This window comes from Citrobacter sp. On2M (assembly GCF_018035235.1).
In the GTDB taxonomy this organism is placed as follows: Bacteria; Pseudomonadota; Gammaproteobacteria; order Enterobacterales; family Enterobacteriaceae; genus Citrobacter; species Citrobacter meridianamericanus.
In genome coordinates, this window is record NZ_WPCV01000002.1 from 250,234 (window position 1) to 273,270 (window position 23,037).

21 protein-coding genes and 1 tRNA gene are annotated in these 23,037 nt (G+C 53.8%); 9 read left to right on the forward strand and 13 right to left on the reverse strand.

The features are described 5' to 3' along the window. Positions 1-8: 8 nt before the first annotated feature. Positions 9-935, reverse strand: coding sequence for a carbamate kinase (gene arcC / locus On2M_RS03455; RefSeq protein ID WP_210904378.1), 927 nt, complete (start codon positions 933-935; stop codon positions 9-11). Between the two features lie 9 nt (positions 936-944). Then, a complete protein-coding gene (gene arcA / locus On2M_RS03460) occupies positions 945-2,165 on the reverse strand; it encodes an arginine deiminase (protein ID WP_151224495.1) in 1,221 nt (406 codons plus the stop codon). Between the two features lie 672 nt (positions 2,166-2,837). Between arcA and On2M_RS03465 the strand changes: the two genes are divergently transcribed. Further along, the gene (locus On2M_RS03465) at positions 2,838-3,290 is read left to right on the forward strand and encodes a YhcH/YjgK/YiaL family protein (RefSeq protein ID WP_151217454.1); all 453 of its coding nucleotides are present in this window, start codon (positions 2,838-2,840) and stop codon (positions 3,288-3,290) included. A 90-nt stretch (positions 3,291-3,380) separates the two neighbouring features. On the opposite strand, the gene argF is transcribed toward On2M_RS03465, so the two are convergent. Then, positions 3,381-4,385, reverse strand: a complete 1,005-nt coding sequence (argF, locus tag On2M_RS03470; RefSeq protein WP_210904379.1) for an ornithine carbamoyltransferase — start codon at positions 4,383-4,385, stop codon at positions 3,381-3,383. A 163-nt stretch (positions 4,386-4,548) separates the two neighbouring features. Between argF and rraB the strand changes: the two genes are divergently transcribed. The 3 genes from rraB (at position 4,549) to On2M_RS03485 (ending at position 6,780) form a co-directional block, all read left to right on the forward strand. Then, the gene (gene rraB, locus On2M_RS03475; RefSeq protein WP_003025845.1) at positions 4,549-4,974 is read left to right on the forward strand and encodes a ribonuclease E inhibitor RraB; all 426 of its coding nucleotides are present in this window, start codon (positions 4,549-4,551) and stop codon (positions 4,972-4,974) included. Positions 4,975-5,025: 51 nt separating this feature from the next. Continuing rightward, positions 5,026-5,784: a tRNA isopentenyl-2-thiomethyl-A-37 hydroxylase MiaE gene (gene miaE, locus On2M_RS03480; protein WP_151217457.1), complete on the forward strand. Its 759-nt coding sequence runs from the start codon at positions 5,026-5,028 to the stop codon at positions 5,782-5,784. 165 nt (positions 5,785-5,949) lie between these two features. Next, positions 5,950-6,780 carry a topoisomerase II gene (locus On2M_RS03485; RefSeq protein WP_210904380.1) on the forward strand — a complete coding sequence of 277 codons (831 nt, stop codon included), beginning with the start codon at positions 5,950-5,952 and terminating at the stop codon, positions 6,778-6,780. Between the two features lie 26 nt (positions 6,781-6,806). On the opposite strand, the gene On2M_RS03490 is transcribed toward On2M_RS03485, so the two are convergent. The 4 genes from On2M_RS03490 to pepA all read right to left on the reverse strand — a co-directional run bounded on the left by On2M_RS03490 (position 6,807) and on the right by pepA (position 12,425). After that, the gene (locus On2M_RS03490) at positions 6,807-7,310 is read right to left on the reverse strand and encodes a GNAT family N-acetyltransferase (protein WP_151217460.1); all 504 of its coding nucleotides are present in this window, start codon (positions 7,308-7,310) and stop codon (positions 6,807-6,809) included. A 160-nt stretch (positions 7,311-7,470) separates the two neighbouring features. Continuing rightward, positions 7,471-10,326, reverse strand: coding sequence for a valine--tRNA ligase (locus On2M_RS03495; RefSeq protein WP_210904381.1), 2,856 nt, complete (start codon positions 10,324-10,326; stop codon positions 7,471-7,473). Beyond that, positions 10,326-10,769, reverse strand: coding sequence for a DNA polymerase III subunit chi (gene holC / locus On2M_RS03500; protein WP_151217464.1), 444 nt, complete (start codon positions 10,767-10,769; stop codon positions 10,326-10,328). The genes On2M_RS03495 and holC overlap by 1 nt, the downstream gene beginning before the upstream one ends. Before the next feature lie 144 nt (positions 10,770-10,913). Further along, complete coding sequence (pepA, locus tag On2M_RS03505) at positions 10,914-12,425, reverse strand: leucyl aminopeptidase (protein ID WP_005134172.1); 1,512 nt, start codon at positions 12,423-12,425, stop codon at positions 10,914-10,916. A 153-nt stretch (positions 12,426-12,578) separates the two neighbouring features. Here pepA and On2M_RS24165 point away from each other — a divergent pair, with 153 nt between their 5' ends. From On2M_RS24165 to lptG, 3 genes are all read left to right on the forward strand, one after another. After that, positions 12,579-12,629 carry a hypothetical protein gene (locus On2M_RS24165; RefSeq protein WP_212723231.1) on the forward strand — a complete coding sequence of 17 codons (51 nt, stop codon included), beginning with the start codon at positions 12,579-12,581 and terminating at the stop codon, positions 12,627-12,629. 62 nt (positions 12,630-12,691) lie between these two features. Continuing rightward, positions 12,692-13,792 (forward strand): LPS export ABC transporter permease LptF, encoded by a 1,101-nt coding sequence (gene lptF, locus On2M_RS03510; protein WP_151217466.1) that lies wholly within the window; start codon positions 12,692-12,694, stop codon positions 13,790-13,792. Further along, positions 13,792-14,874, forward strand: coding sequence for an LPS export ABC transporter permease LptG (gene lptG / locus On2M_RS03515; protein ID WP_151217468.1), 1,083 nt, complete (start codon positions 13,792-13,794; stop codon positions 14,872-14,874). The genes lptF and lptG overlap by 1 nt, the downstream gene beginning before the upstream one ends. Before the next feature lie 38 nt (positions 14,875-14,912). Here the strand turns inward: lptG and On2M_RS03520 are convergent, their stop codons facing one another. The 5 genes from On2M_RS03520 to idnD form a co-directional block, all read right to left on the reverse strand. Continuing rightward, positions 14,913-16,415, reverse strand: a complete 1,503-nt coding sequence (locus On2M_RS03520; RefSeq protein WP_210904382.1) for a helicase HerA-like C-terminal domain-containing protein — start codon at positions 16,413-16,415, stop codon at positions 14,913-14,915. Positions 16,416-16,494: 79 nt separating this feature from the next. After that, entirely contained in the window at positions 16,495-17,493 is a 999-nt protein-coding gene (locus On2M_RS03525; protein ID WP_151217472.1) for a LacI family DNA-binding transcriptional regulator, read from the reverse strand. A gap of 52 nt (positions 17,494-17,545) precedes the next feature. Beyond that, positions 17,546-18,865 carry a gnt-II system L-idonate transporter gene (gene idnT / locus On2M_RS03530; protein ID WP_016155581.1) on the reverse strand — a complete coding sequence of 440 codons (1,320 nt, stop codon included), beginning with the start codon at positions 18,863-18,865 and terminating at the stop codon, positions 17,546-17,548. Between the two features lie 76 nt (positions 18,866-18,941). Beyond that, a complete protein-coding gene (idnO, locus tag On2M_RS03535; RefSeq protein WP_151224499.1) occupies positions 18,942-19,706 on the reverse strand; it encodes a gluconate 5-dehydrogenase in 765 nt (254 codons plus the stop codon). Between the two features lie 11 nt (positions 19,707-19,717). Further along, entirely contained in the window at positions 19,718-20,761 is a 1,044-nt protein-coding gene (gene idnD / locus On2M_RS03540) for an L-idonate 5-dehydrogenase (protein WP_210904383.1), read from the reverse strand. A gap of 217 nt (positions 20,762-20,978) precedes the next feature. Here idnD and idnK point away from each other — a divergent pair, with 217 nt between their 5' ends. Beyond that, the gene (gene idnK / locus On2M_RS03545) at positions 20,979-21,500 is read left to right on the forward strand and encodes a gluconokinase (protein ID WP_151217477.1); all 522 of its coding nucleotides are present in this window, start codon (positions 20,979-20,981) and stop codon (positions 21,498-21,500) included. A gap of 30 nt (positions 21,501-21,530) precedes the next feature. Here idnK and On2M_RS03550 read toward each other — a convergent pair whose 3' ends face one another. Continuing rightward, positions 21,531-22,550 carry an NAD(P)-dependent alcohol dehydrogenase gene (locus On2M_RS03550; protein ID WP_003839634.1) on the reverse strand — a complete coding sequence of 340 codons (1,020 nt, stop codon included), beginning with the start codon at positions 22,548-22,550 and terminating at the stop codon, positions 21,531-21,533. A gap of 220 nt (positions 22,551-22,770) precedes the next feature. Between On2M_RS03550 and On2M_RS03555 the strand changes: the two genes are divergently transcribed. After that, positions 22,771-22,855: transfer RNA gene (locus On2M_RS03555), tRNA-Leu, on the forward strand. Positions 22,856-23,037 lie beyond the last annotated feature (182 nt).

The following is a 23,037-nucleotide window of genomic DNA, read 5'->3' on the forward strand; positions in this document are numbered from 1 at the left end:
ATGTTGGGTTATGCGTTGGCGGCTTCCAGGCGAATCAAGGTGCCTTTGTCACCGGCGAGAATGGCCGGGCCGTCGGCCAGTGAGCCGATGCCTGCAATTCCGTGGCAGTGAGAGACAAATTCCGCGCAGGCGGTGACTTTAGGGCCCATTGAACCGGCGTCGAATTGCATTTCACCGAGCAGTTCCGGCGTCACCTGGGCCAGCGGGCGCTGGGTAGGTTTGCCCCAGTCGAGATATACGGCGTCGGCATCAGTGAGGATCAACAACGCATCGGCATGGAGTTGGCGGGCGAGCAGGGCGGCGGAGAGATCCTTGTCGATCACCGCTTCAATGCCGTGGAAGCCATCGGCTTTTTCCACCACCGGTACGCCGCCGCCGCCGTTGCAAATCACCAGATGATCGCGGGCGATCAGTGTGCGAATGGCGTCGCTTTCAACGATGCGTTTGGGCTGTGGAGAGGGCACAACGCGACGGAATGTTTTGCCATCGGCTTTGAAAATCCAGCCCTTTTCCGCGTGTAGCGTTTTAGCCTGTGCATCGTCGTAAATCGGTCCGATATATTTGGTCGGATTGCTGAAAGCCAGATCGTGGGCATCGACTTCAACCTGAGTCAGCAGGACGCTAATTTCACGTTGTGGCAGTTGGTTTTTCAGCGCTTGTTGCAGCATATAGCCAATCATTCCCTGACTTTCCGCGCCGAGAATGTCGAGCGGATAAGGGGTGACACGGTCATAAGCGCTGTTTTGCAACGCCAAAAGTCCAACCTGTGGGCCATTGCCGTGCACCAGAATCACACGCCATTGCTGCGTGAGTTGAGCGATAGTTCTTGCTGCCAGCTCAATGTTCTTGCGCTGGATGTCAGCTTCCAGCGGCTCTCCGCGTTTGAGCAGCGCATTGCCGCCCAACGCCACAACCAGGGTAGGTTTGTTTTCCATAACGTCTCCTTAAATACCGTCGCGTTCCAGCGGGCAACTCATGCAGCGCGCACCGCCGCGCCCGCGTCCCAGTTCGTCGCCAGGAATGGGTAAAACGGTGATACCGGCTTTGTCGTATTTCTCGTTGGTCCAGATGTTGCGCTCGTAGCCCACCACCACGCCGGGGCGCAGCGTCAGGACGTTGTTGGCGTCGTTCCACTGTTCGCGTTCAGCTTCGAAGGCGTCACCCCCGGTGGTGATAAGCGTTATTTGGTCGAGACCCAGCGCTTTTTCGAGGGCGTGTACCAGCGTACTTTCCTGGGTACGTTTCAGGCCGCCGCGCCCGTCTGGCGTCAGGGTCCAGCACTGGACATCCGGGCGCACTACTTCCGGATAGACGGAAAAGGTATCGATATCGATGTGGGTCATGACGGTATCGAGGTGCATACAAGAGCGATGTTTCGGCAATTCGACCGCGATGACGCGTTCAGCCTGGCGATGCCTGAACAGCGACTGGGCAAGGAACTCAATACCCTGCGGCGTGGTACGTTCCGACATACCGATGAGTACCGCGCCGCGACCAATGACCAGCACATCGCCACCTTCTAAAGTGGCGTGGTCGTAATTAATATTTTCATCGCCGAAATATTTAATAAATTCACCATCGGAAAATTGTGGATGCCAACGGTAAATTGCTCGCAGGTTATTGGTTTCCCGCTGGCGTGCGGTTTTTGCCATCGGGTTAATGGATACACCGTTATATATCCAGCAGGAGGTATCGCGAGTAAATAAGTGGTTTGGTAATGGCTTCATAATAAAGTCATTAATATCGTGTGTATCGACCACCATATTTTTTATTGAGGCAGGAATTTCCCCGTAGGTCAGCCCACCGCTTAAATGCCGGGCGAGCTCCCGGTGCTGCATATCTGCAAGCCATGCGCGAATATCAGCAGCGAAAGCGGGGCCAAGGCGATAATCAGAGATTTGTGTCTCCAGTAGCCAGCCTTTGGCATCTGGGATATCTAAGGTTTGTGTCAATAAATCAGTGAGTAGCAGAACCTCAATCCCTTGCTGACGTAACGTGTTGGCGAAAATGTCATGCTCTTCTCCTGCACGTTCTACCGAAAGAACATCATCAAAAAGCAGTTCCTGGCAATTTGATGGCGTCAGCCTTTTTAAACTGAGATTAGGGCGATGTAGCATTACGCTACGTAATTGACCGATTTCAGACCCGACATAATGCTTTTCCATCATTATTCCTTTAATACGATTTTAAAAAATAAAGAGGAGGTGCCTGCAAATAATATTTATTGCAGTCATGATTTTTCAGCTGATTTCGGAGTCTATATTTAGATCTTATTTGGTAGAGAAACGTGATTTATTTCACAGTCAGGTTGATGGTTGGCTTTTGTTGTTTAATTTATGAGATGGCTCTGAGAATTTAAAAAATAAAAATAAGAGTAACTGAATTACTACGCATGAATATGTCTTGTTATTTATTTATGTTAATTTTTTGTACGTATTTAAAAATGAAACAATTCAATAACTTGCTGATTTTATAGTGTTTTTTATTATGATATACATATTTATGCGAACCTGTGATTTTATTATTTGCACGCTGATCTTGATTACCAAATAAATATGTCACTGCACAAAGATAAAGAGAAGGGAGTGAACTGTGATGGAAGACTGGTTTTTATAAAAAAACATTTTATAACAATGTGTTAGTAAACTCCTCGAAAATGACGAGGTGGAAGTTATGCAGTGTTTATGCATAAGCAGTTGTGGCAAGTTAACGATATTTTAACACCATCAGCGATAAACATGCGTTGACGCAAATTATCGGTAAATAGCAGTGGTATGGCAGGTCGTTTTTTCGTATAACAAGTAAAATGAAACGTTGTTTTAATTAAGGGGTTTGAGATGATTGTCGGCAATATTTACAACCTGGATGCCTGGCTGCCGGAAGAGTTGCGCCAGGCGATTGAGCATATTAAAGCGCATGTGACGGATGCGACGGAAAAGGGCAAGCATGATATCGACGGCGATCGTTTGTTTTATCTGATTGCTGAAGATATGACGGAACCGTTCGCACAGCGCCGCGCCGAGTATCACGCCCGGTATCTGGATATTCAGATCCTGCTCAAAGGTCAGGAAGGTATGACTTTCAGCACGCAGCCTGCGGGCGCGCCGGAAACTGACTGGCTGACGGATAAAGACATCGCCTTCGTGGCGGAAGGCGTACAGGAGAAAACGGTGGTGTTGAATGAGGGTGACTTCGTGGTGTTTTATCCGGGTGAAGTGCATAAACCGCTATGCGCGGTCGGCGCTCCCGCGCTGGTACGTAAAGCCGTAGTTAAGCTATTGGTTAAGTGACGGACGCCAGGCCTGATGAGCGTAGCGCTATCAGGCACAACGGCGCAGATTGCCGGGTGTGGCGGAGCCTTACCCGGCCTACAAACATCATTATTTTGCGAGCGTTGCGACCATCACCGCTTTGATGGTGTGCATCCGGTTTTCTGCCTGATCAAATACGATGCTGGCGGGTGATTCAAAGACATCGTCGGTCACTTCTATACCGCCGTGCAGTCCGTACTCTTGCGCCATGTGTTTGCCAAGTGTGGTTTGATCGTCATGGAACGCCGGCAGGCAGTGCAGGAATTTCACCTGCGGATTACCAGTCAACGCCATCATTGCGCTATTAACCTGATACTTACGCAGCAGCGCAATACGTTCGGCCCATTTCTCTTTCGCTTCGCCCATTGATACCCAGACGTCGGTATAGATAAAGTCTGCACCTTTCACGCCCGCGGCGATATCTTCGGTCAGCGTAATATTGCCGCCGTTTTTCTGTGCCAGCGCTTTGCACTCCGCAACCAGGCTTTCTTCCGGCCAGCAGGCTCGCGGCGCGACCAGGCGCAGATCCAGCCCGGTTAACGCGGCGGCTTCCAGCATGGAGTTACCCATATTGTTACGTGCATCGCCTGAATAAACCAGCGTCATTTCATTGAGCGCTTTACCTGGCAGGTGTTCCTGCATCGTGAGCAAATCTGCCAGCAACTGGGTAGGGTGAAATTCGTTAGTTAATCCGTTCCATACCGGAACTCCGGCGTATTCCGCAAGCGTCTCGACAATTTCCTGGCCATGGCCCCGATACTGAATACCGTCGTACATACGACCGAGCACGCGGGCGGTGTCTTTGATCGACTCTTTATGACCAATCTGGCTGCCGCTTGGCCCGAGATACGTTACGCGCGCGCCCTGATCGTATGCGGCAACTTCGAAAGAGCAACGGGTACGGGTTGAGTCTTTTTCGAAGATGAGCGCGATGTTTTTACCGGTGAGTTTAGCGACCTCTGTGCCGTTTTTTTTATCCGCCTTGAGCTGCGCGGCGAGCTGGAGCAGTGACGTCAGTTCAGCAGAGGTGAAATCAAGCAGTTTCAAAAAATGTTTCTGATAAAAGGTAGACATAGTTCCCTCACATGGCTTAGGCCATTTATTGAATTAAAATTCAATTTATATGGATGTTTATTCATTTGCAACCTTGTTTAACAAATCTTTCCTGGAAAGGTGGAGGCAATGACAGCGGTATGTGACAATAAGAGTATCGGCAGGACATTATGAGGAACGAGCCATGGCAAACCCGGAACTACTGGAAGAACAGCGTGAAGAAACGCGCTTGATTATTGAAGAGTTACTCGAAGATGGCAGCGATCCAGACGCGCTGTACACCATCGAGCATCACCTTTCTGCGGATGACTTTGAAACCCTGGAAAAAGCGGCAGTAGAAGCTTTCAAGCTGGGCTATGAAGTGACCGAGCCGGAAGAGCTGGAAGTGGAAGAAGGTGACACGGTTATTTGCTGTGACATTCTGAGCGAATGCGCTCTGAATGCCGAGTTGATCGACGCTCAGGTTGAGCAACTGATGAACCTGGCTGAGAAATATGATGTGGAATACGACGGTTGGGGCACCTATTTCGAAGACCCAAACGGCGAAGAAGGTGAAGACGGCGACGATGAAGACCTCGTCGACGAAGATGATGACGGCGTGCGTCACTAAGTCATCTGCTGACCTACGGTGGCGTATGCTGCCGTAGGCCAAGGACAACGTATGGATTACCTGCAAATACTCTCCCCGATCCACAACTTCCTGCACTGTAAAACGCCCCAGGCCTGGCTTGATAAAGCGCGAGACCCGGCGAATCTCCCTCTGTTACTGACCGATCACCTCGTCTGCGAGCTGAAAGCGGCGCAAACGGCTATGCTGCTGGTGCGTAAGTATGTCGCAGATAAACAGGGATCGCAGGCGCTGCTGGACTGGCTGAAACCCTATGAGGCGTATGCTTTCAGGGATGGGGATGAACCGGATTTTATCGCACTGAATAAACAGATTAGCAAAAGTGTGATGCCGCAAACTGACGACCCGTGGGGACGCAAGCTTATCGACAGCATGGTTTTGCTGATCAAAGAAGAACTTCACCACTTCTGGCAGGTGCGTGAGATGATGATGAGCCGCAATATTCCCTACGTCAAAATCACCGCCAGCCGTTATGCCAAAGGCATGCTCAAAGAGGTGCGAACCCACGAGCCATTAACGCTAATCGATAAGCTGATTTGCGGGGCTTACATTGAAGCACGTTCTTGTGAACGGTTCGCCGCGCTGGCGCCGTATCTGGATGACGATTTACAGTCATTTTATCTGTCACTGCTGCGTTCTGAAGCGCGGCACTATCAGGATTATCTGGCGCTGGCGCAGCAGGTTTCTGCTGACGATATCAGTAGCCGGGTGCGGTTCTTTGGCGAAGTAGAAGCCGCGTTGATTACCTCTCCCGACGATGAATTCCGTTTTCACAGCGGGGTGCCCGCTTAGCCTCCTTCTCTGACGCGCGGCAGACATTGCCGCGCGATTTAACCCTTCCTGTTGCTGTTAACAAAATCTGGTGGCTGGCAATCGCTCACTGCTGCCGTAATAATCAAAACGCGCGAAGGGGAAATATATCCCCAGAACAGAGACGATTTGGCATAAGGATGGTTAATGAACTGGACACACGTATTGTTGGCGGGGTATATCGGGGCGGTGATTGCTATCGTCATCGGCATGTTTCGCAAAAAAGGCTGGCTGGGCAAGCTCTCCGGCGCGGTGGTTTTTGTGGTGGCAATTGTCGCGTGGAATCTGTTTGATGTGCACTACCTGATCCCGCGGGAAAGCCCGAATTATGGGCTGACGGATGCGCAGAAATTTGAAAACGCGATGCTGTCCATGCCCGTTTATCAGGTGCTTAAGGAGCAGGAGCCTGCGCTGTGGCAGAACATCCTCACCCAGGCAACGCAGCTGAAAGAGGCGGGGAAAAGCGAGCAACAGATTATCGACGCTATTCAGCCGCAGATCCTGCAGGTACAGATGGCGCGTTTGCAGCAGGCGCCTGATGCCAATGTGATCGAGTATATGAAGATTAATCTCGAGCAGATTTCCGCGGTGGCAAAAGTGGGCAATGACGAATGTTTTCGCTTTTTGTTCCCGGCGGTGAAAGGTGGGATTAACCCAGTGCGTATTATTCCGCGTGAGATCATGGATCGTCGTATGGCGAGTGATATGAGCATGATGTATGCCTCACATGGCCCAAAAAAACATACGGTCACGGCAGAAGAAAAACAGCTGGCGCTTCAGGATCTGCAATCCATCAGCCCGGGTCTGGTACAGCGCTTTGGACCGGATATCCAAATCATGGCCGATCCGAGTAAAGGCGTGGGCAAAGAGAAAGTCGTCTGTGAAATGGTGCAAGATTTATGGTCACAGGTGCTGAAGCTGCCAACCGCGCGCGCGGCCGGCGTTATTCGGCTGATGCTCTCAGCCGAAATGCAGTAACGTAACCAGAGCCCCTCGGCGTGAGGTCAGAGGGGCTTTAACATCCGCACTTCACAATCTACATGTCCGGTACAGCCGAGCGCTTCGCTGATATGCTTAAACCCTAAATGTTCATACAGGCGGATAGCCTCGGTCAGAAATGCCGTCGTTTCAAGATAACACTGCTTAAAACCCTGCTCGCGGGCATGGTCAAGCGCCATCAGCGCCAGCTTTTTCGCCAGCCCCTGACCGCGTGCGCTTGGGAGGAAGTACATCTTTTGCAGTTCGCAAATGTCCGGTTCGCTACACCCTAATGGCGCAACGCCGCCGCCGCCCACGACTTCACCATTTTGCTCAACCACCCAGTAGGCTGCGCCCGGCTGGCTGTAAACCTGAAACAGCTCGTCCAGATTGGGATCGGCAACGGTATAGCCTTTATCGGCGGTCAGGCCGTATTCGGCGGAAACCTGACGGATAACGTGGGCAATAGCGGCGTTGTCGTCGGCGGTAATGCGGCGCAGCGTCGTTGAGACAGGTGTGATAACACTCATAGCGAACTCATGACATAAAAGTGAGACATATGCAGTTAATAACACTGCGGTGAGGGGAAGTGCAAGCGAGGATAATTCAAGAAAAAGCCTCTGCGCGGGTGCGTCAGAGGCTTTTATCGTCTGCGGTGCCGGATACGCTACGCTTATCCTGCAAACAATTTTATAGCGCGGCGATAACCGCCTGCTGCTCAATCAGCTTCGCTTTGGCTTCTGCGTAACCGTCCAGCTTCTCACGTTCTTTGGCGATCACCGCTTCCGGGGCGCGAGCAACGAAACCTTCGTTGGACAGTTTGCCTTCGATACGGGCAATCTCACCTTCAATTTTCGCCACTTCTTTTGCCAGACGCGCCAGTTCATCATCTTTGTTGATGAGACCCGCCATCGGGATCAGTAGCTCGGCACCGTCGATGATTTTGGTCACGGAGACCGGACCTTTGTCATCGGCAGGTAGCACGGTGATGCTTTCCAGACGCGCCAGGTTCAGCAGGAAGCTCTTGTTATCGTTCACACGACGCATCGCATCCGCGCTGCAACCACGCAGCAACAGCTCCAGCGGTTTACCCGGGGCAATGTTCATTTCCGCGCGGATGTTACGTACGGCAACGATCGCCTGCTTCAGCCATTCGGTATCAGAAGCCGCCGCTTCATCAACCTGTGCGGCGTTATATTCCGGGAACGGCTGCAGCATGATGGTATCAGCGGTGTTGCCACAAATTACTTTCACGCGCTGCCAGATGGTCTCGGTGATGAACGGAATAATCGGGTGCGCCAGGCGCAGCAGACCTTCCAGCACGGTGACCAGCGTATTACGGGTGCCGCGCAGTTCAGCATCAGTTCCTCCGGTCATTACCGGCTTGGTCAGCTCCAGATACCAGTCGCAGAACTGGTTCCAGGTGAATTCGTACAGGATGCCCGCGGCGATATCGAAGCGGAAGTTATCCAGCGCTTCGCGGTACGCTTTAACGGTCTGGTTGAATTCAGCCAGGATCCAGCGGTCGGCCAGCGACAGGGTCATTTCGCCGCCGTTAAAGCCGCAATCCTGATCTTCGGTGTTCATCAGCACGAAGCGGCTGGCGTTCCACAGCTTGTTACAGAAGTTACGGTAACCTTCCAGACGCTTCATATCCCAGTTGATATCGCGACCGGTGGAGGCGAGTGCGGCCAGGGTAAAGCGCAGGGCGTCGGTGCCGTGCGGCTCGATGCCGTTCGGGAACTGCTTCTCGGTACGTTTGGCGATCTTCTCGGCCAGCTGCGGCTGCATCATGTTGCCGGTACGTTTTTCCAGCAGCTCCGGCAGGGAGATACCGTCGACCATATCCAGCGGGTCAATTACGTTGCCCTTGGATTTGGACATCTTCTGGCCTTCGTCGTCACGGATCAGACCGGTCATGTAGACGGTATGGAACGGAACCTGCGGCTTGCCGTTTTCATCTTTGATGAAATGCATGGTCATCATGATCATGCGGGCAATCCAGAAGAAGATGATGTCGAAGCCGGAAACCATCACGCTGGTTGGGTGGAACTGACGCAGCGCGTCGGTATTTTCCGGCCAGCCCAGGGTAGAGAAGGTCCACAGCGCGGAGGAGAACCAGGTGTCGAGAACGTCTTCGTCCTGACGCAGCGCAACGTCGGCGCCGAGGTTGTTTTCCTGACGCACTTCGTCTTCGGTACGGCCAACGTAGACGTTACCCGCCTCGTCGTACCATGCCGGGATACGGTGACCCCACCACAGCTGACGGGAGATACACCAGTCCTGAATATCGCGCATCCAGGAGAAGTACATGTTTTCGTACTGCTTCGGTACGAACTGAATGTCGCCGTTCTCTACCGCTTCTACCGCCGGTTTCGCCAGCACATCGGCACGGACGTACCACTGGTCGGTCAGCATCGGTTCGATAACCACGCCGCCACGGTCGCCGTAAGGTACGGTCAGATCGTGAGGTTTGATCTCTTCCAGCAGGCCCAGCGCGTCGATGGTTGCAACGATCGCTTTACGTGCAGCAAAGCGTTCCAGCTTCTGGAATTCAGCCGGGATTTCACTGGAGTAAACGTCAGACTCTTCGCCTTTGGTATCGTACACTTCCGCCGTTTCGCGGATGTCGCCGTCAAAGGTCAGAATGTTGATCATCGGCAGGCCGTGACGTTTCCCGACTTCGTAGTCGTTGAAATCGTGTGCCGGGGTGATCTTCACGCAGCCGGTGCCTTTTTCCATGTCGGCGTGTTCGTCACCGACGATCGGAATGCGGCGGTTAACCAGCGGCAGGATCAGGAATTTGCCGATCAGATCTTTATAACGCGGATCTTCCGGGTTCACGGCCACGCCGGTATCGCCCAGAATGGTTTCCGGACGGGTAGTCGCCACGACCAGGTAATCTTTACCGTCAGCGGTTTTCGCGCCGTCGGCCAGTGGATAGCGGATGTGCCACATCGAGCCTTTAGACTCGCGGTTTTCCACTTCCAGATCAGAGATAGCAGTGCGCAGTTTCGGATCCCAGTTTACCAGGCGCTTGCCACGGTAAATCAGGTCTTCTTTGTACAGGCGAACAAAGACTTCTTTCACGGCATTGGAAAGACCTTCGTCCATGGTGAAGCGCTCGCGCTCCCAGTCAACGGAGTTGCCGAGACGGCGCATCTGACGGGTAATGGTGCCGCCGGATTCCGCTTTCCACTGCCAGATTTTGTCGATGAAGGCATCGCGACCGTAGTCGTGACGGGTTTTACCTTCTTCAGCGGCAATCTTACGCTCAACCACCATTTGGGTGGCGATACCCGCGTGGTCGGTACCGGCCTGCCACAGAGTGTTTTTACCCTGCATGCGCTGGTAGCGAATCATGGTATCCATGATGGTTTGCTGGAAAGCATGACCCATATGCAAACTGCCGGTGACGTTCGGCGGCGGGATCATGATGCAGAAGGACTCTTTGCTTTCATCGCCGTTAGGTTTGAAATAGCCCTGCTTTTCCCAGTGCTCGTAAAGCGGCTGTTCGATATCTTGTGGGTTGTATGTCTTTTCCATTATTTCCAGGTTGCCGTATTCAGGTTAAAACCAGCCACGCGGTAAGCTTTGTAGCGATCACGTGCCGATTGTTTCAAAGAATCTTCGTAAGGGACGAAGTCTATCACTTCTGTGAAAGCGGTGGCAAAATCTGCAAAGCCAACGCGCAAACTGATGAGCAGGTCACGTGGGCTGCTGTTGCGTTTTTCTGGCCAGGCAATCTCTACCGGGGCGCCGCCTCTGGGGCCTTCACCCGCCAGATTATGCGGAACAAAGCTTTCTGCCGGTCTTGCCCACAGAGCTTCATCCAGTCGAAGAGCCTGCTTTTCGTTTTCGCAGGCGATCAGCACGCGCTTGCCAGCCCGCCAACGTTCTGCGGCAATTTCACACACCAGTTGTTCAACGGCGCTTAAGCCATCAACGGTAGTGTCATTATCCAGAAGATAGAACGTCGCATTCTTCATATATGGGGCTTCTTGTGGTGAATTTAAATACAAGGCCGGGTGACCCGGCCTTATCGCCTGATGGCGACGCTTGCACGTCTTATCAGGCCTACAGCGTGTTGCTTTGTAGGCCGGATAAGCGTAGCGCCATCCAGCATTTACACATTACTCTTCGCCGTTAAACCCGGCGCGATTGAGCAGGAACTGCGACAGCAGCGCCACCGGACGACCAGTAGCGCCTTTGGCTTTCCCGGAACGCCATGCGGTGCCGGCGATGTCCAGGTGCGCCCAGTTGTACTTACGGGTAAAGCGCGACAGGAAGCAGCCTGCGGTAATGGCTCCGCCAGGACGTCCGCCAATGTTCGCCATATCCGCAAAGTTGGACTCCAGCTGTTCCTGGAACTCATCACCCAGCGGCAGACGCCATGCGCGATCGCCAGCCTGCTCGGACGCGCCGATCAGCTCATGCGCCAGCGGGTTGTGGTTCGACATCAGGCCGGTAATGTGATGGCCCAGCGCAATCACGCACGCGCCGGTCAGGGTTGCGACGTCAATCACCGCTTCCGGCTCAAAGCGCTCGACGTAGGTTAGCACGTCGCACAGCACCAGACGGCCTTCGGCATCGGTATTGAGCACTTCAACGGTCTGCCCGGACATAGTGGTCAGCACATCGCCTGGGCGATACGCGCGGCCACCCGGCATGTTTTCGCAGCCAGCCAGTACGCCGACGACGTTGATGGGCAGTTGAAGCTCGGCCACCATACGCATCACCCCATACACTGCCGCCGCGCCGCACATGTCGTACTTCATCTCATCCATGCCTTCAGCAGGTTTGATGGAGATACCGCCGGAGTCGAAGGTTAACCCTTTCCCGACCAGCACAATCGGACGCGCGTCTTCGGACGGGTTGCCTTTGTACTCGATGACCGACATCAGCGACTCGTTCTGCGAGCCGTGACCGACGGCCAGATAAGAGTGCATACCCAGCTCTTTCATCTGCTGCTCGCCGATCACACGGGTCACCACATTTTTGCTGTAACTGTCTGCCAGCTGACGCGCCTGAGAAGCCAGATAGGCAGCGTTACAAATATTTGGCGGCATGTTGCCGAGATCTTTCGCCGCTTTAATACCCGCGGCGATCGCCAGACCGTGCTGGATAGCTCGCTCACCGCTGGTCAGCTCACGGCGGGTCGGTACGTTGAAGACCATTTTACGCAGCGGACGACGCGGCTCGCTTTTGTTGGTCTTCAACTGGTCAAAGCTGTACAGCGTTTCCTGGGCCGTCTCAACGGCCTGACGTACTTTCCAGTAGTTATTGCGCCCTTTGACGTGCAGCTCAGTCAGGAAGCAGACGGCTTCCATTGAGCCAGTATCATTCAGCGTATTGATGGTTTTCTGAATGACCTGCTTGTACTGGCGCTCATCAAGTTCACGCTCTTTGCCACAACCAATAAGGAGAATTCGCTCAGACAGAACGTTAGGAACATGGTGCAGCAACAGGGTTTGACCCGGTTTGCCTTCCAGTTCGCCACGACGCAGCAGTGCGCTGATGTACCCGTCGCTGATCTTGTCGAGCTGCTCTGCAATCGGAGAGAGGCGGCGTGGTTCAAAGACACCCACGACGATGCACGCACTCCGCTGTTTCTCCGGGCTACCGCTTTTTACACTGAACTCCATGCACTACGCTCCTGAATCTTAAAGACAACAGCGGTGGCTACGGATAGAATTGCAAGCTTTCGTAACTCATACCCGCTGTTGCGGTGACTTCGTGTTAATCTTAACGTTATTACGGCATTGGCACGTCAGAACAATTTCTGAGAGGTGGATCCGTTGAGTATAATGATCTTAGCGACGATTTCGACGACTCAAGAGAATAAATGACGTTTAAGCCATGAAACAAGCTAAATTCCGGCAAAAGACGGGTTTTTACGGGCGTATTTAAAGTGATAATCATAAGATATCTGGTTCGGGAAACGCTCAAAAGCCAACTTGCGATCCTATTCATCCTGCTTTTGATCTTCTTTTGTCAAAAGTTAGTCAGGATCCTTGGTGCGGCTGTTGACGGCGACATCCCGGCGAATCTGGTGCTCTCGCTGCTGGGGCTGGGCGTGCCAGAAATGGCGCAACTTATCTTGCCCTTAAGCCTGTTCCTCGGGCTGCTGATGACGCTGGGCAAACTGTATACCGAAAGTGAAATTACGGTCATGCATGCCTGTGGGCTGAGCAAGACTGTGCTTATTAAAGCAGCGATGGTACTGGCGTTGTTTACCAGTATTATTGCGGCGGTCAACGTGATGTGGGCCGGACCGTGGTCCTCCCGGCATCAGGATGAAGTACTGGCGGAGGCGAAAGCCAACCCCGGTATGGCGGCGCTCGCTCAGGGGCAATTCCAGCAGGCGACTAACGGCGGTTCGGTACTGTTTATCGAAAGCGTCGACGGCAGTAACTTCAAAGATGTGTTCCTCGCGCAAATCCGCCCGAAAGGTAACGCCCGTCCTTCGGTGGTGGTGGCTGATTCCGGACATCTTACGCAGATGCGCGATGGCTCCCAGGTCGTAACCCTAAACCAGGGGACGCGCTTTGAAGGGACCGCGCTGCTGCGCGATTTCCGCATTACCGACTTCCAGGATTATCAGGCGATTATCGGTCATCAGGCCGTGGCGCTGGATCCAAACGATACCGAACAGATGACCATGCGTACGCTGCTGGCGACCGACACCGATCGCGCCCGCGCGGAGCTGACCTGGCGTATCACGTTAGTATTCACCGTATTTATGATGGCACTGATGGTCGTTCCGCTGAGTGTGGTAAACCCGCGTCAGGGGCGTGTACTGTCCATGCTGCCAGCCATGCTGCTCTATTTGCTGTTCTTCCTGGTGCAGACGTCGCTGAAGTCGAACGGTGGCAAAGGTAAGCTGGATCCTGTGTTCTGGATGTGGGTGGTTAACCTGGCTTATCTGGCACTGGCGATTGTGCTCAACCTCTGGGATACGGTGCCGATGCGCCGCTTACGTGCCCGTTTTATGCGTAAAGGAGCGGTATAATGCAGCCCTTTGGTGTACTTGACCGCTATATCGGTAAAACCATTTTCACCACCATCATGATGACATTGTTCATGCTGGTGTCGCTCTCCGGGATCATCAAGTTTGTCGACCAGCTGAAAAAAGCCGGGCAGGGGAGCTACGATGCGATGGGTGCCGGGCTGTATACCCTGCTCAGCGCGCCGAAAGATATCCAGATCTTCTTCCCGATGGCGGCGCTGCTGGGGGCTTTGTTGGGGCTGGGCATGTTGGCCCAGCGCAGTGAACTGGTGGTGATGCAGGCTTCCGGCTTTACCCGTATGCAAGTGGCGTTATCGGTGATGAAAACCGCGATTCCGCTGGTGCTGCTGACGATGGCCATCGGCGAATGGGTTGCGCCGCAGGGTGAACAGATGGCGCGTAACTACCGTGCCCAGCAGATGTACGGCGGCTCGCTGCTCTCTACCCAGCAGGGGTTGTGGGCGAAAGACGGGGACAACTTTGTTTACATCGAGCGGGTGAAAGGTGACGCTGAGCTAGGTGGAATCAGCATCTACGCCTTTAACGACAAACGTCGTTTGCAGTCTGTTCGCTATGCTGCCAGCGCGACGTTTGACCCGGAGCAAAAGGTCTGGCGTTTGTCGCAGGTGGATGAGTCCAACCTGACCGACCCGAAACAAATCACCGGTTCGCAGACGGTGAGCGGCACCTGGAAAACCAACCTGACGCCTGACAAGCTCGGCGTCGTGGCGTTGGATCCTGACGCGTTGTCGATTAGTGGTCTGCATAATTACGTGAAGTACCTGAAGTCGAGCGGCCAGGATGCCGGACGCTACCAGCTCAATATGTGGAGCAAAGTGTTCCAGCCGCTGTCGGTGGCGGTCATGATGCTGATGGCGCTGTCGTTTATCTTCGGCCCACTGCGTAGCGTCCCGATGGGTGTGCGTGTAGTGACGGGGATTAGCTTCGGTTTTGTATTTTATGTGCTGGACCAAATCTTTGGCCCGCTGACGCTGGTGTACGGCATTCCGCCGATTATTGGCGCGCTGCTGCCAAGCGCCAGCTTCTTCCTGATAAGCCTGTGGCTGATGCTGCGTAAATCGTAATATCTACCCCTCCCGCTGTGCGGGAGGGGAGCTTCCTGTTAGCGTTTTCTCCCACCCATCAAACTGCCCAACATGCCACGGATTATCTGATTAGTGACCTGTCGCGCCGCGCTTTTCGCCACGCTCTGTACCACGCCATCGCGCTTGCCGCCGCGCGGTCCGGTACTGCCAAACAAAATATCCTTCAACCCAGCGAGAATACCGTCGTCAACCTCGACCGCTTTACCGTTGGCGGGAGGCGTATTTTGCTGCTCGGGGCTGGCTTGCACGCCTTGCTGTAAACGCTCATAGGCGGATTCGCGGTCGATCTCTTCCTCATATTTGCCGTACAGCGAGGAGTGATTGATCAGCCCGTTGCGCTCGTCGTCGGTCACCGGTCCCATGCGGGAACACGGGGCAATTACCATCGCCCGCTCCACCATCGACGGGCTGCCTTTGGCGTCCAGAAACGACACCAGTGCCTCGCCGGTGCCCAACTCCTGAATGGCTTTCTCGGTATCAAACGCCGGGTTGGCGCGCATGGTTTGCGCCGCGCTTTTCACCGCTTTCTGATCTTTTGGCGTGAACGCGCGCAGGGCGTGCTGCACGCGGTTACCCAACTGACCGAGCACGTTGTCCGGAATATCGGCCGGGTTTTGTGAGACGAACCACACGCCGACCCCTTTCGAGCGGATCAGGCGTATGACTTGTTCGATTTTATCCAGCAGCACCTGCGGAGCGTCGTTGAACAGCAGATGCGCTTCATCAAAGAAGAACACCAGTTTGGGCTTCTCCAGATCGCCTGCTTCCGGCAGCTGTTCGTACAGTTCGGAGAGCATCCACAGCAGGCTGGCGGCGTACAGTTTGGGCATCTGATAGAGCTTCTCGGCGCTGAGGATGTTGATCATCCCTTTGCCGTTGGCGTCGGTACGCATCCAGTCTTTGATATCCAGCATCGGTTCGCCAAAGAAGTGCGCCGCACCCTGCTGCTCCAGCGAAAGCAGTCCGCGCTGGATAGCCCCGACCGAAGCGCTGCTGATATTGCCGTACTGATTCTGGAAGGATTTGGCGTTATCGCCGATGTACTGAGTGATGGCCCGCAGGTCTTTGAAATCGAGAAGCAGCAGGCCCTGGTCGTCGGCAATGCGGAAGATAATATCCAGCACGCCAGACTGCACGTCGTTGAGGTTCAGCAGACGGGCCAGCAGCAGCGGCCCGAGGTCAGATACCGTGGCTCGCACCGGGTGGCCTTTCTCACCGAAGATATCCCACACCGTGACCGGATTAGCATGCGGTTGCCAGTCGGTAATACCGATGTTTTTCAGGCGGGCGAGCAGCTTTTCAGAGGTTTGTCCTTCCTCGGCCACGCCGGTTAAGTCGCCTTTCACATCAGCCATAAATACCGGTACGCCAATCCCGGAGAGCGATTCGGCCAGTTTTTGTAGGGTGACGGTTTTGCCGGTCCCGGTCGCGCCGGTAATCAGCCCGTGACGGTTGGCCATGCCTGGCAGCAAAAACAGTTCTGTGTCCGGCGTGCGGGCAATTAGCAGGGGTGCGCTCATTGAGATTTCCTCCATTTATCCTGCCTGGAGTATAGGCAATGTCCATCAAAGAGAGTATGCGATGGCGAGAGAAAATGACTTAAAGCGTATTGCCGTGATAAATCTGATACCCCAGATCCACGGTGTTGTGGTTATGGTCGTTGTTCTTGATTTTGCTCAGCAACATCTGCGCCGCCATGCGGCCAATGTCAAAACGTGGGGTGATCACGCTGGCAAGGCTGGGGATCATCTGCCTGCCCATTTCCAGTCCGTGAAAACCAGCAATCGAGATCTGCTCCGGAACGGCCAGCTCACGCTCGCGGCACAGCAATAGCGCGCCCATCGCAATATCGTCGTTGGTGCAAAAGACACCGTCTACATCCGGATGCGCGGTGAGCGCGTCCCGCATCATCTGGGTGCCGAGATGAATGGACGAAATAGAGCGCGGATTGACGCGCAGCGGCATCAGACCCCGACGCGTCATGGCATCGCAGTAGCCGCGATAGCGCTGTTCATCGCGGACGTCGTCTTTCGAACCAAGGTAGAGGATTTTGCGCCGCTGGCGTTTATCCAGCATGGTGCTGACCATATCAAACGCGGCCTGACGGTTATCGAAACCTACTTCCATGTCCAGACGATCGCCCTGAATGTCCATTAGCTCGACCACCGGAATGTTGGCAGAGCGCAGGAATTTAACCGTGCGCAGAGTGTGATATTTCTCGGACAGGATAATGCCGTCGATATTGTACGACAGCAGGTTGATCACCGACTCTTCCTCGGATTCCCGGTCATAATTGTAGTTGGCGATCAGCGTCTGATAGTTATGGTCTGAAGTGACTGACTCAATACCGGCCAGAATGTCAGCGAACAGCTGATTTTGAAACGAGGGGATCAGCACGCCGAGCGTATAGCTTTGCGCGTTCAGCAGCATCGCGGGCGCGCGGTTGGGGATGTAATTAATCTCCTCCATAATCTGCGCAATGCGTTCACCGGTTTCCTTTGCGACCTTTTTCGGCGAGCGAATGTAGCGGCTCACCGTCATTTTGGTCACGCCCGCCAGCGTGGCGATATCTTGCAAAGAAATTCTGTGGTTCCTCATTTTCTCTCCAGTGCCGGGGAGCGCTGACCTGTGCTCCCCGGTGATGACCGTCTTAATGCAGGATGGCGTTCAGCGCCAGAACACCCAGCAGACCCATAATGGAAATCAGCGTCTCCATTACCGTCCATGTGCGCAACGTTTCCCCCACGCTGAGATTAAAGTAGCCTTTAAACAGCCAGAATCCCGGATCGTTAACGTGGGAGGCAATCACACTGCCCGCGCCGGTAGCCAGCACCATCAGCGCCGGGTCGGCATGAGTGACGTTGATAATCGGCAGTACCACACCTGCGGTAGTGATAGCCGCCACGGTGGCTGAACCGAGCGCGATGCGCAGCAAAGCGGCAACCGTCCAGCACATCAGCAACGGAGAAAGCGACGTGCCGGTCATCAGGTGTGAGATATATTGTCCCACGCCGCTGTCGACCAGAACCTGCTTAAATGCACCGCCCCCGGCGATGATAAACACAATCATCGCGATCGCGCCGATAGAGTCACCAATGATATCCATAATTTGCTCGATCGTACGTCCGTTACGTCGACCAAGGGTAAAAATGGCGAGCACGATAGCAATAAATAACGCGACCGCAGGGTTACCGATAAACTCAAAGAACACCCGCACGCTGTTGGTCTTTGGCAGTGTAATTTCGCACACCGCGGCGACCGCCATCAGTATGACCGGGATTACCGCCGCAAAGATACTGTTCCAGAACGACGGCATCTCTTCTTCGGTGAACAGATGCGGGTTGAACAACCCTTCCGGCGGTGCTTTCTCAAAGCGGGTCAGCAGCTTAGAAAACAGCGGCCCGGCGACAATCACCGTCGGGATAGTAATAATAAATCCGTACAGCAGAGTGGTACCGAGATTGGCCTCGAAAATGGTGGCAATCGCGGTGGGGCCCGGATGCGGCGGCAGAAAACAGTGGGTCACGGACAGCGCGGCGACCATCGGTACGCCGACATACAGCAGCGGCAGGCCGGACGAGGCCACCACCGTAAATACCAGCGGCAGCAGCAGAACAAAGCCGACTTCGAAGAACATCGCTAGACCGACGACCAGACCGGTGATCACCAACGCCCACTGCACGCGTTTCTTACCAAACGTGCCAATCAGCGTGGTGGCAATGCGCTGAGCCGCACCGGTATCGGAAATCAGCTTACCGAGCATTGCGCCGAAGCCGAGGATCATCGCCAGCCCGCCGAGCGTGCCGCCGATCCCATTTTGTATTGAGTGCAGAACGGCCTGGGCATCCATCCCTTCGGCAAAACCAACGACCGCCGCCACCAGGACCAGAGCAATAAAGCCGTTAACTTTAAAGCCAATCATCAGGACCAGGAGCAGCGCGACGCCTGCCGCAATTATTATTAATGGCATAATCGTTTCTCTTTAAATTATTTAGAGTGGTGTGCCAAAAATGCAGCGCCTGGGCGCTGCGTGATGTTGCGTTGTATCAGACGGCGACGAGCATGCCGCCATCGACAAACAACAGGTGCCCGTTAACAAAATCGGATGCTTTAGAAGAGAGGAATACCGCCGCGCCAATTAGCTCCTGCGGATCGCCCCAGCGCGCCGCTGGCGTACGTTTGCACAGCCAGGAAGTGAAGGCTTCATCCTCGACCAGCGCTTTGGTCATTTCGGTTTTAAAGTAGCCCGGGGCGATACCGTTGACCTGGATATTGTGGCGCGCCAGCTCAACGCACATTCCGCGGGTGAGCATTTTTACCGCGCCTTTAGAGGCGGCGTACGGCGTGATGGTGTCGCGGCCCAGCTCGCTCTGCATGGAGCAGATGTTGATGACCTTCCCGGCCTGACGTTCCACCATGCGACGCGTTACCGCCTGCGAGACCAGGAATACCGCCGTCTGGTTAACGGCAATCACATCGTTCCAGTCCTGTTCCGGGAATTCGGTAAACGGATGGCGACGCTGGATACCGGCGTTATTCACCAGCACATCAATTTGGCCAATGTCTTTTTCGATATGCTCGATGGCGGCATCAATGTCCTGTTTATGCGTAACATTGAACGGCGCGGCAACGGCGCGGATCCCTTCCTGCTGCAGTTTAGTGACGGCGGCTTCCGCGCGCTCCGGTGTAATATCATTGACGATAATCTGCGCGCCATATTTACCCAGACCAGTCGCCAGTAAATAACCAATACCCTGGGCCGAACCGGTGATCAGAATGTTTTTGCCGTCCAGTGAAAAAAGATCGTTCATCATGCTATTCCTTATTTTATGTCTTCGAAAACAAGCTGGACTTTCGCTGCCTGGGTTTTGTCCCCGGCGAAGTTCAGCGCCTGTTCAAGCTCGGTAAACGGATATTCGGCGCTGAGTAACGGCAGCGGATCGATAACGTTATTCGCCAGCCACGACACCGCAGTGTTGAACTCGGTGGTAAAGCGGAACGAACCTTTGAGCGCGATCTCTTTGCCGATCAGCATCATCATCGGGAAGTCTGGCACCGTGCCGCCCATGCCGACCTGCACCATCACGCCTTTCGCGCGGGTCACTTCCAGACAGGTGGTGATTGAGGACGGATGGCCGGAGACCTCGAAGCTGACGTCGAAGTAGCCTTTCTCTTTTTTCCACTCGTCGAGCGAGTCCTGCTGCGGGTTAATCAGCGTGTCGGCTCCCATTTGTTGCGCCAGCGAGAGCGAGCGCGGGCTGATATCCGCACAGACAATCTCTGCCGCGCCGAGCGTTTTCACCGCGCTGACAATCAGACAGCCGATAGGCCCAACGCCGGAGATAAACACGCGCTTGCCCTGCAGGTCGCCCGCTTCATGTGCGGCGTGGATCGCGACCGCCAACGGTTCGGCAAAGGCCATGACTTTTTCATCCGCCTCTTGAGGGTAGGGGACGCACTGCGCAGTATCGACGGTTTTATACTGAGTAAAGCCGCCGTCGACGTGGGGAAAATACATGGCGCTGCCAAAAAAGCGCATTTCCGTACACTGGTTTTCTTCATGCTGAAGACAGTATTTACAGTGGCCGCAGGGCTTCGACGGATTAATCGCCACTGACTGATCTTCAGGTAATTCTTTTGAATCGCTGTGCACTACTTTACCAATAACTTCATGGCCTAAAATCATCGGCGCTTTAACGGTAAAATTACCGACTTTTCCTTCCTGATAATAATGTAAATCGGAACCACAAATACCGCCTCGGGTAATTTTTACCAGCGTTCCTTTATTATTCCATTCTATATTTTGGTCGGTAATGGCAACAGTTTTCTTCCCCGCGACAACGCAGGATTGGGTTTTGACTTGCATAAATGCCTCACTGGTCAGGTAGTAACCTCGGCAGCATTTAAACGGTTTTAATTGTTATTATTTGTGATGCAGGTCACGCTGAGAAATTGTTACACTACAATGTTACGCATAACGTGATGCGCCCTGTAAATCTGTTCAGTCGCGGCGAAAAAAGGTGAATTCTGCAATGTGGAAGGCGTAGTATCGCGCCATGGAATATGAATCAGGAGTTTTTTCAATGGCCGGGGAAAGTTATATTTTGATGGGCGTTTCGGGTAGCGGTAAATCTTTAATTGGTAGCAAAATTGCCGCTGTATTATCGGCTAAATTTATTGATGGTGATGATCTCCATCCGGCTAAAAATATTGATAAAATGTCTGAAGGTATTCCATTAACCGATGAAGACCGATTGCCGTGGCTAGCGCGATTAAATGACGCCTCATACAGTTTATATAAAAAGAACGAGACCGGGTTTATTGTCTGCTCGTCATTAAAAAAACAGTACCGAGATATATTGCGTCAGGGGAGCCCGAATGTGCATTTTCTGTGGCTGGACGGCGACTACGAGACTATTCTGGCGCGTATGCAGCGTCGGGCAGGGCATTTTATGCCGGTGGGATTACTCAAAAGTCAGTTCGACGCGCTGGAGTGCCCACAGGACGATGAGAAAGATATTGCCCGCATCGACGTGAACCATGACATTGAGCATGTGACGGAACAGTGCCGCCAGGCGGTGCTCGCGTTTCGTCACGGGCAATAAGCCCAGCCCCTTGCGGGACTGAGCCCTGAATCAGAAGTCGGCTTTCAGCACCACGCGATAGCGGGCCTTGCCATCACGCACGTGCTGGATAGCTTCGTTAATTTGCGACATCGGGTACAGCTCGGTGGTAGGCGACACCTTGCTGCGCCCGGCAAACTTCATCAGCTTGCGCAGCTCAAATGGCGTCCCGGTCGCCGAACCGGAGATGCTGCGATCCCCGGCAATTAAGGTAAATGCCGGCACCGGCAGCGGCTTCAGCACTGCACCGACGGTATGGAAGTTACCGCCGTAGGCCAGCGCTTCAAAATAGGGCTGCCAGTCGAGATCGACGTTAACCGTGTTAATGATGAGATCGAACTGGCCCGCCAGCGCTTTTAGCGCATCCGGATCGCGGCTGTTGACCACTTTATCCGCCCCCATCGCCAGCACTTCCTGTTCTTTCGCCGGATTGGAGCTGAATGCGGTCACTTCACAACCCATCGCGTGTAACAGCTTAATGGCGATATGTCCCAGGCCGCCGATGCCGATCACCCCAACGCGGCTGGTGGCGGTGATATGGTGCATCAGCAGCGGTTTGAACACCGTGATGCCGCCACACAGCAAGGGACCAGCTGCCGCCAGGTCGATGCTCTCCGGCAAGGGGATCACCCACTGCCAGTCGGCTCGCAGCTTCTCGGCAAAGCCGCCGCGATTGAGAATAGTGGGAACGGACCCTTCCAGGCAGTTGATCTGATTGCCGCTGATACAGGCGTCACAATGTCCGCAACTGCGCGCCGTCCAGCCAATCCCAACGCGCTGACCAACCTTCAGACCCTTATCCTGCGCCGCACTGCCGAGCGCTGCCACGCGACCAATCACCTCATGCCCGGCAACCAGCGGATACTGAGAGAATCCCCATTCGTTGTCGATCATCGACAAATCGGAATGGCAGATACCGCAGTAATCGACCTGGACTTCGACATCTTCCGGCTTGAGCTCGCCCGCATCATATTCATAGAGTTCGAGTTCGCTGCCCGCCGCTTTTGCGGCGTAGCTTTTTATCATCGACATCGTGTTTCCCTCAGTGTGGTGTTGAACTGGAAGTGTAGAGCATGGGGAAACGGGACGCTTCGCAGAAGGGGGGATTAAGAAGAGGGCAAACTGTGATGAGGGTTGCTGGTGGGAAAGGTAATGCTGAAATTTTCAACACTTAGCAGGCCAGATACACGCTGGCGCTTGCATGGTGGCGCACGACAGGTATAATTCACAACGTTTTCCGCATCCCTTCCGTGCCGGAGTGGCGAAATCGGTAGACGCAGTTGATTCAAAATCAACCGTAGAAATACGTGCCGGTTCGAGTCCGGCCTTCGGCACCAAAAGTTTGATAATCTTCAGTTAAACCGATCAGTGTGGCTACATAATTCCTGTCGTAATTTGAATTTTCCTTTCATATAGACATAATGCTCTCAATATGATAAAGGTTATAATTTTGATGAGCTGCTTAATGTTCGAAATTTGCTTCCATCAAATATATGTACCTATATTATAGATGATTTAT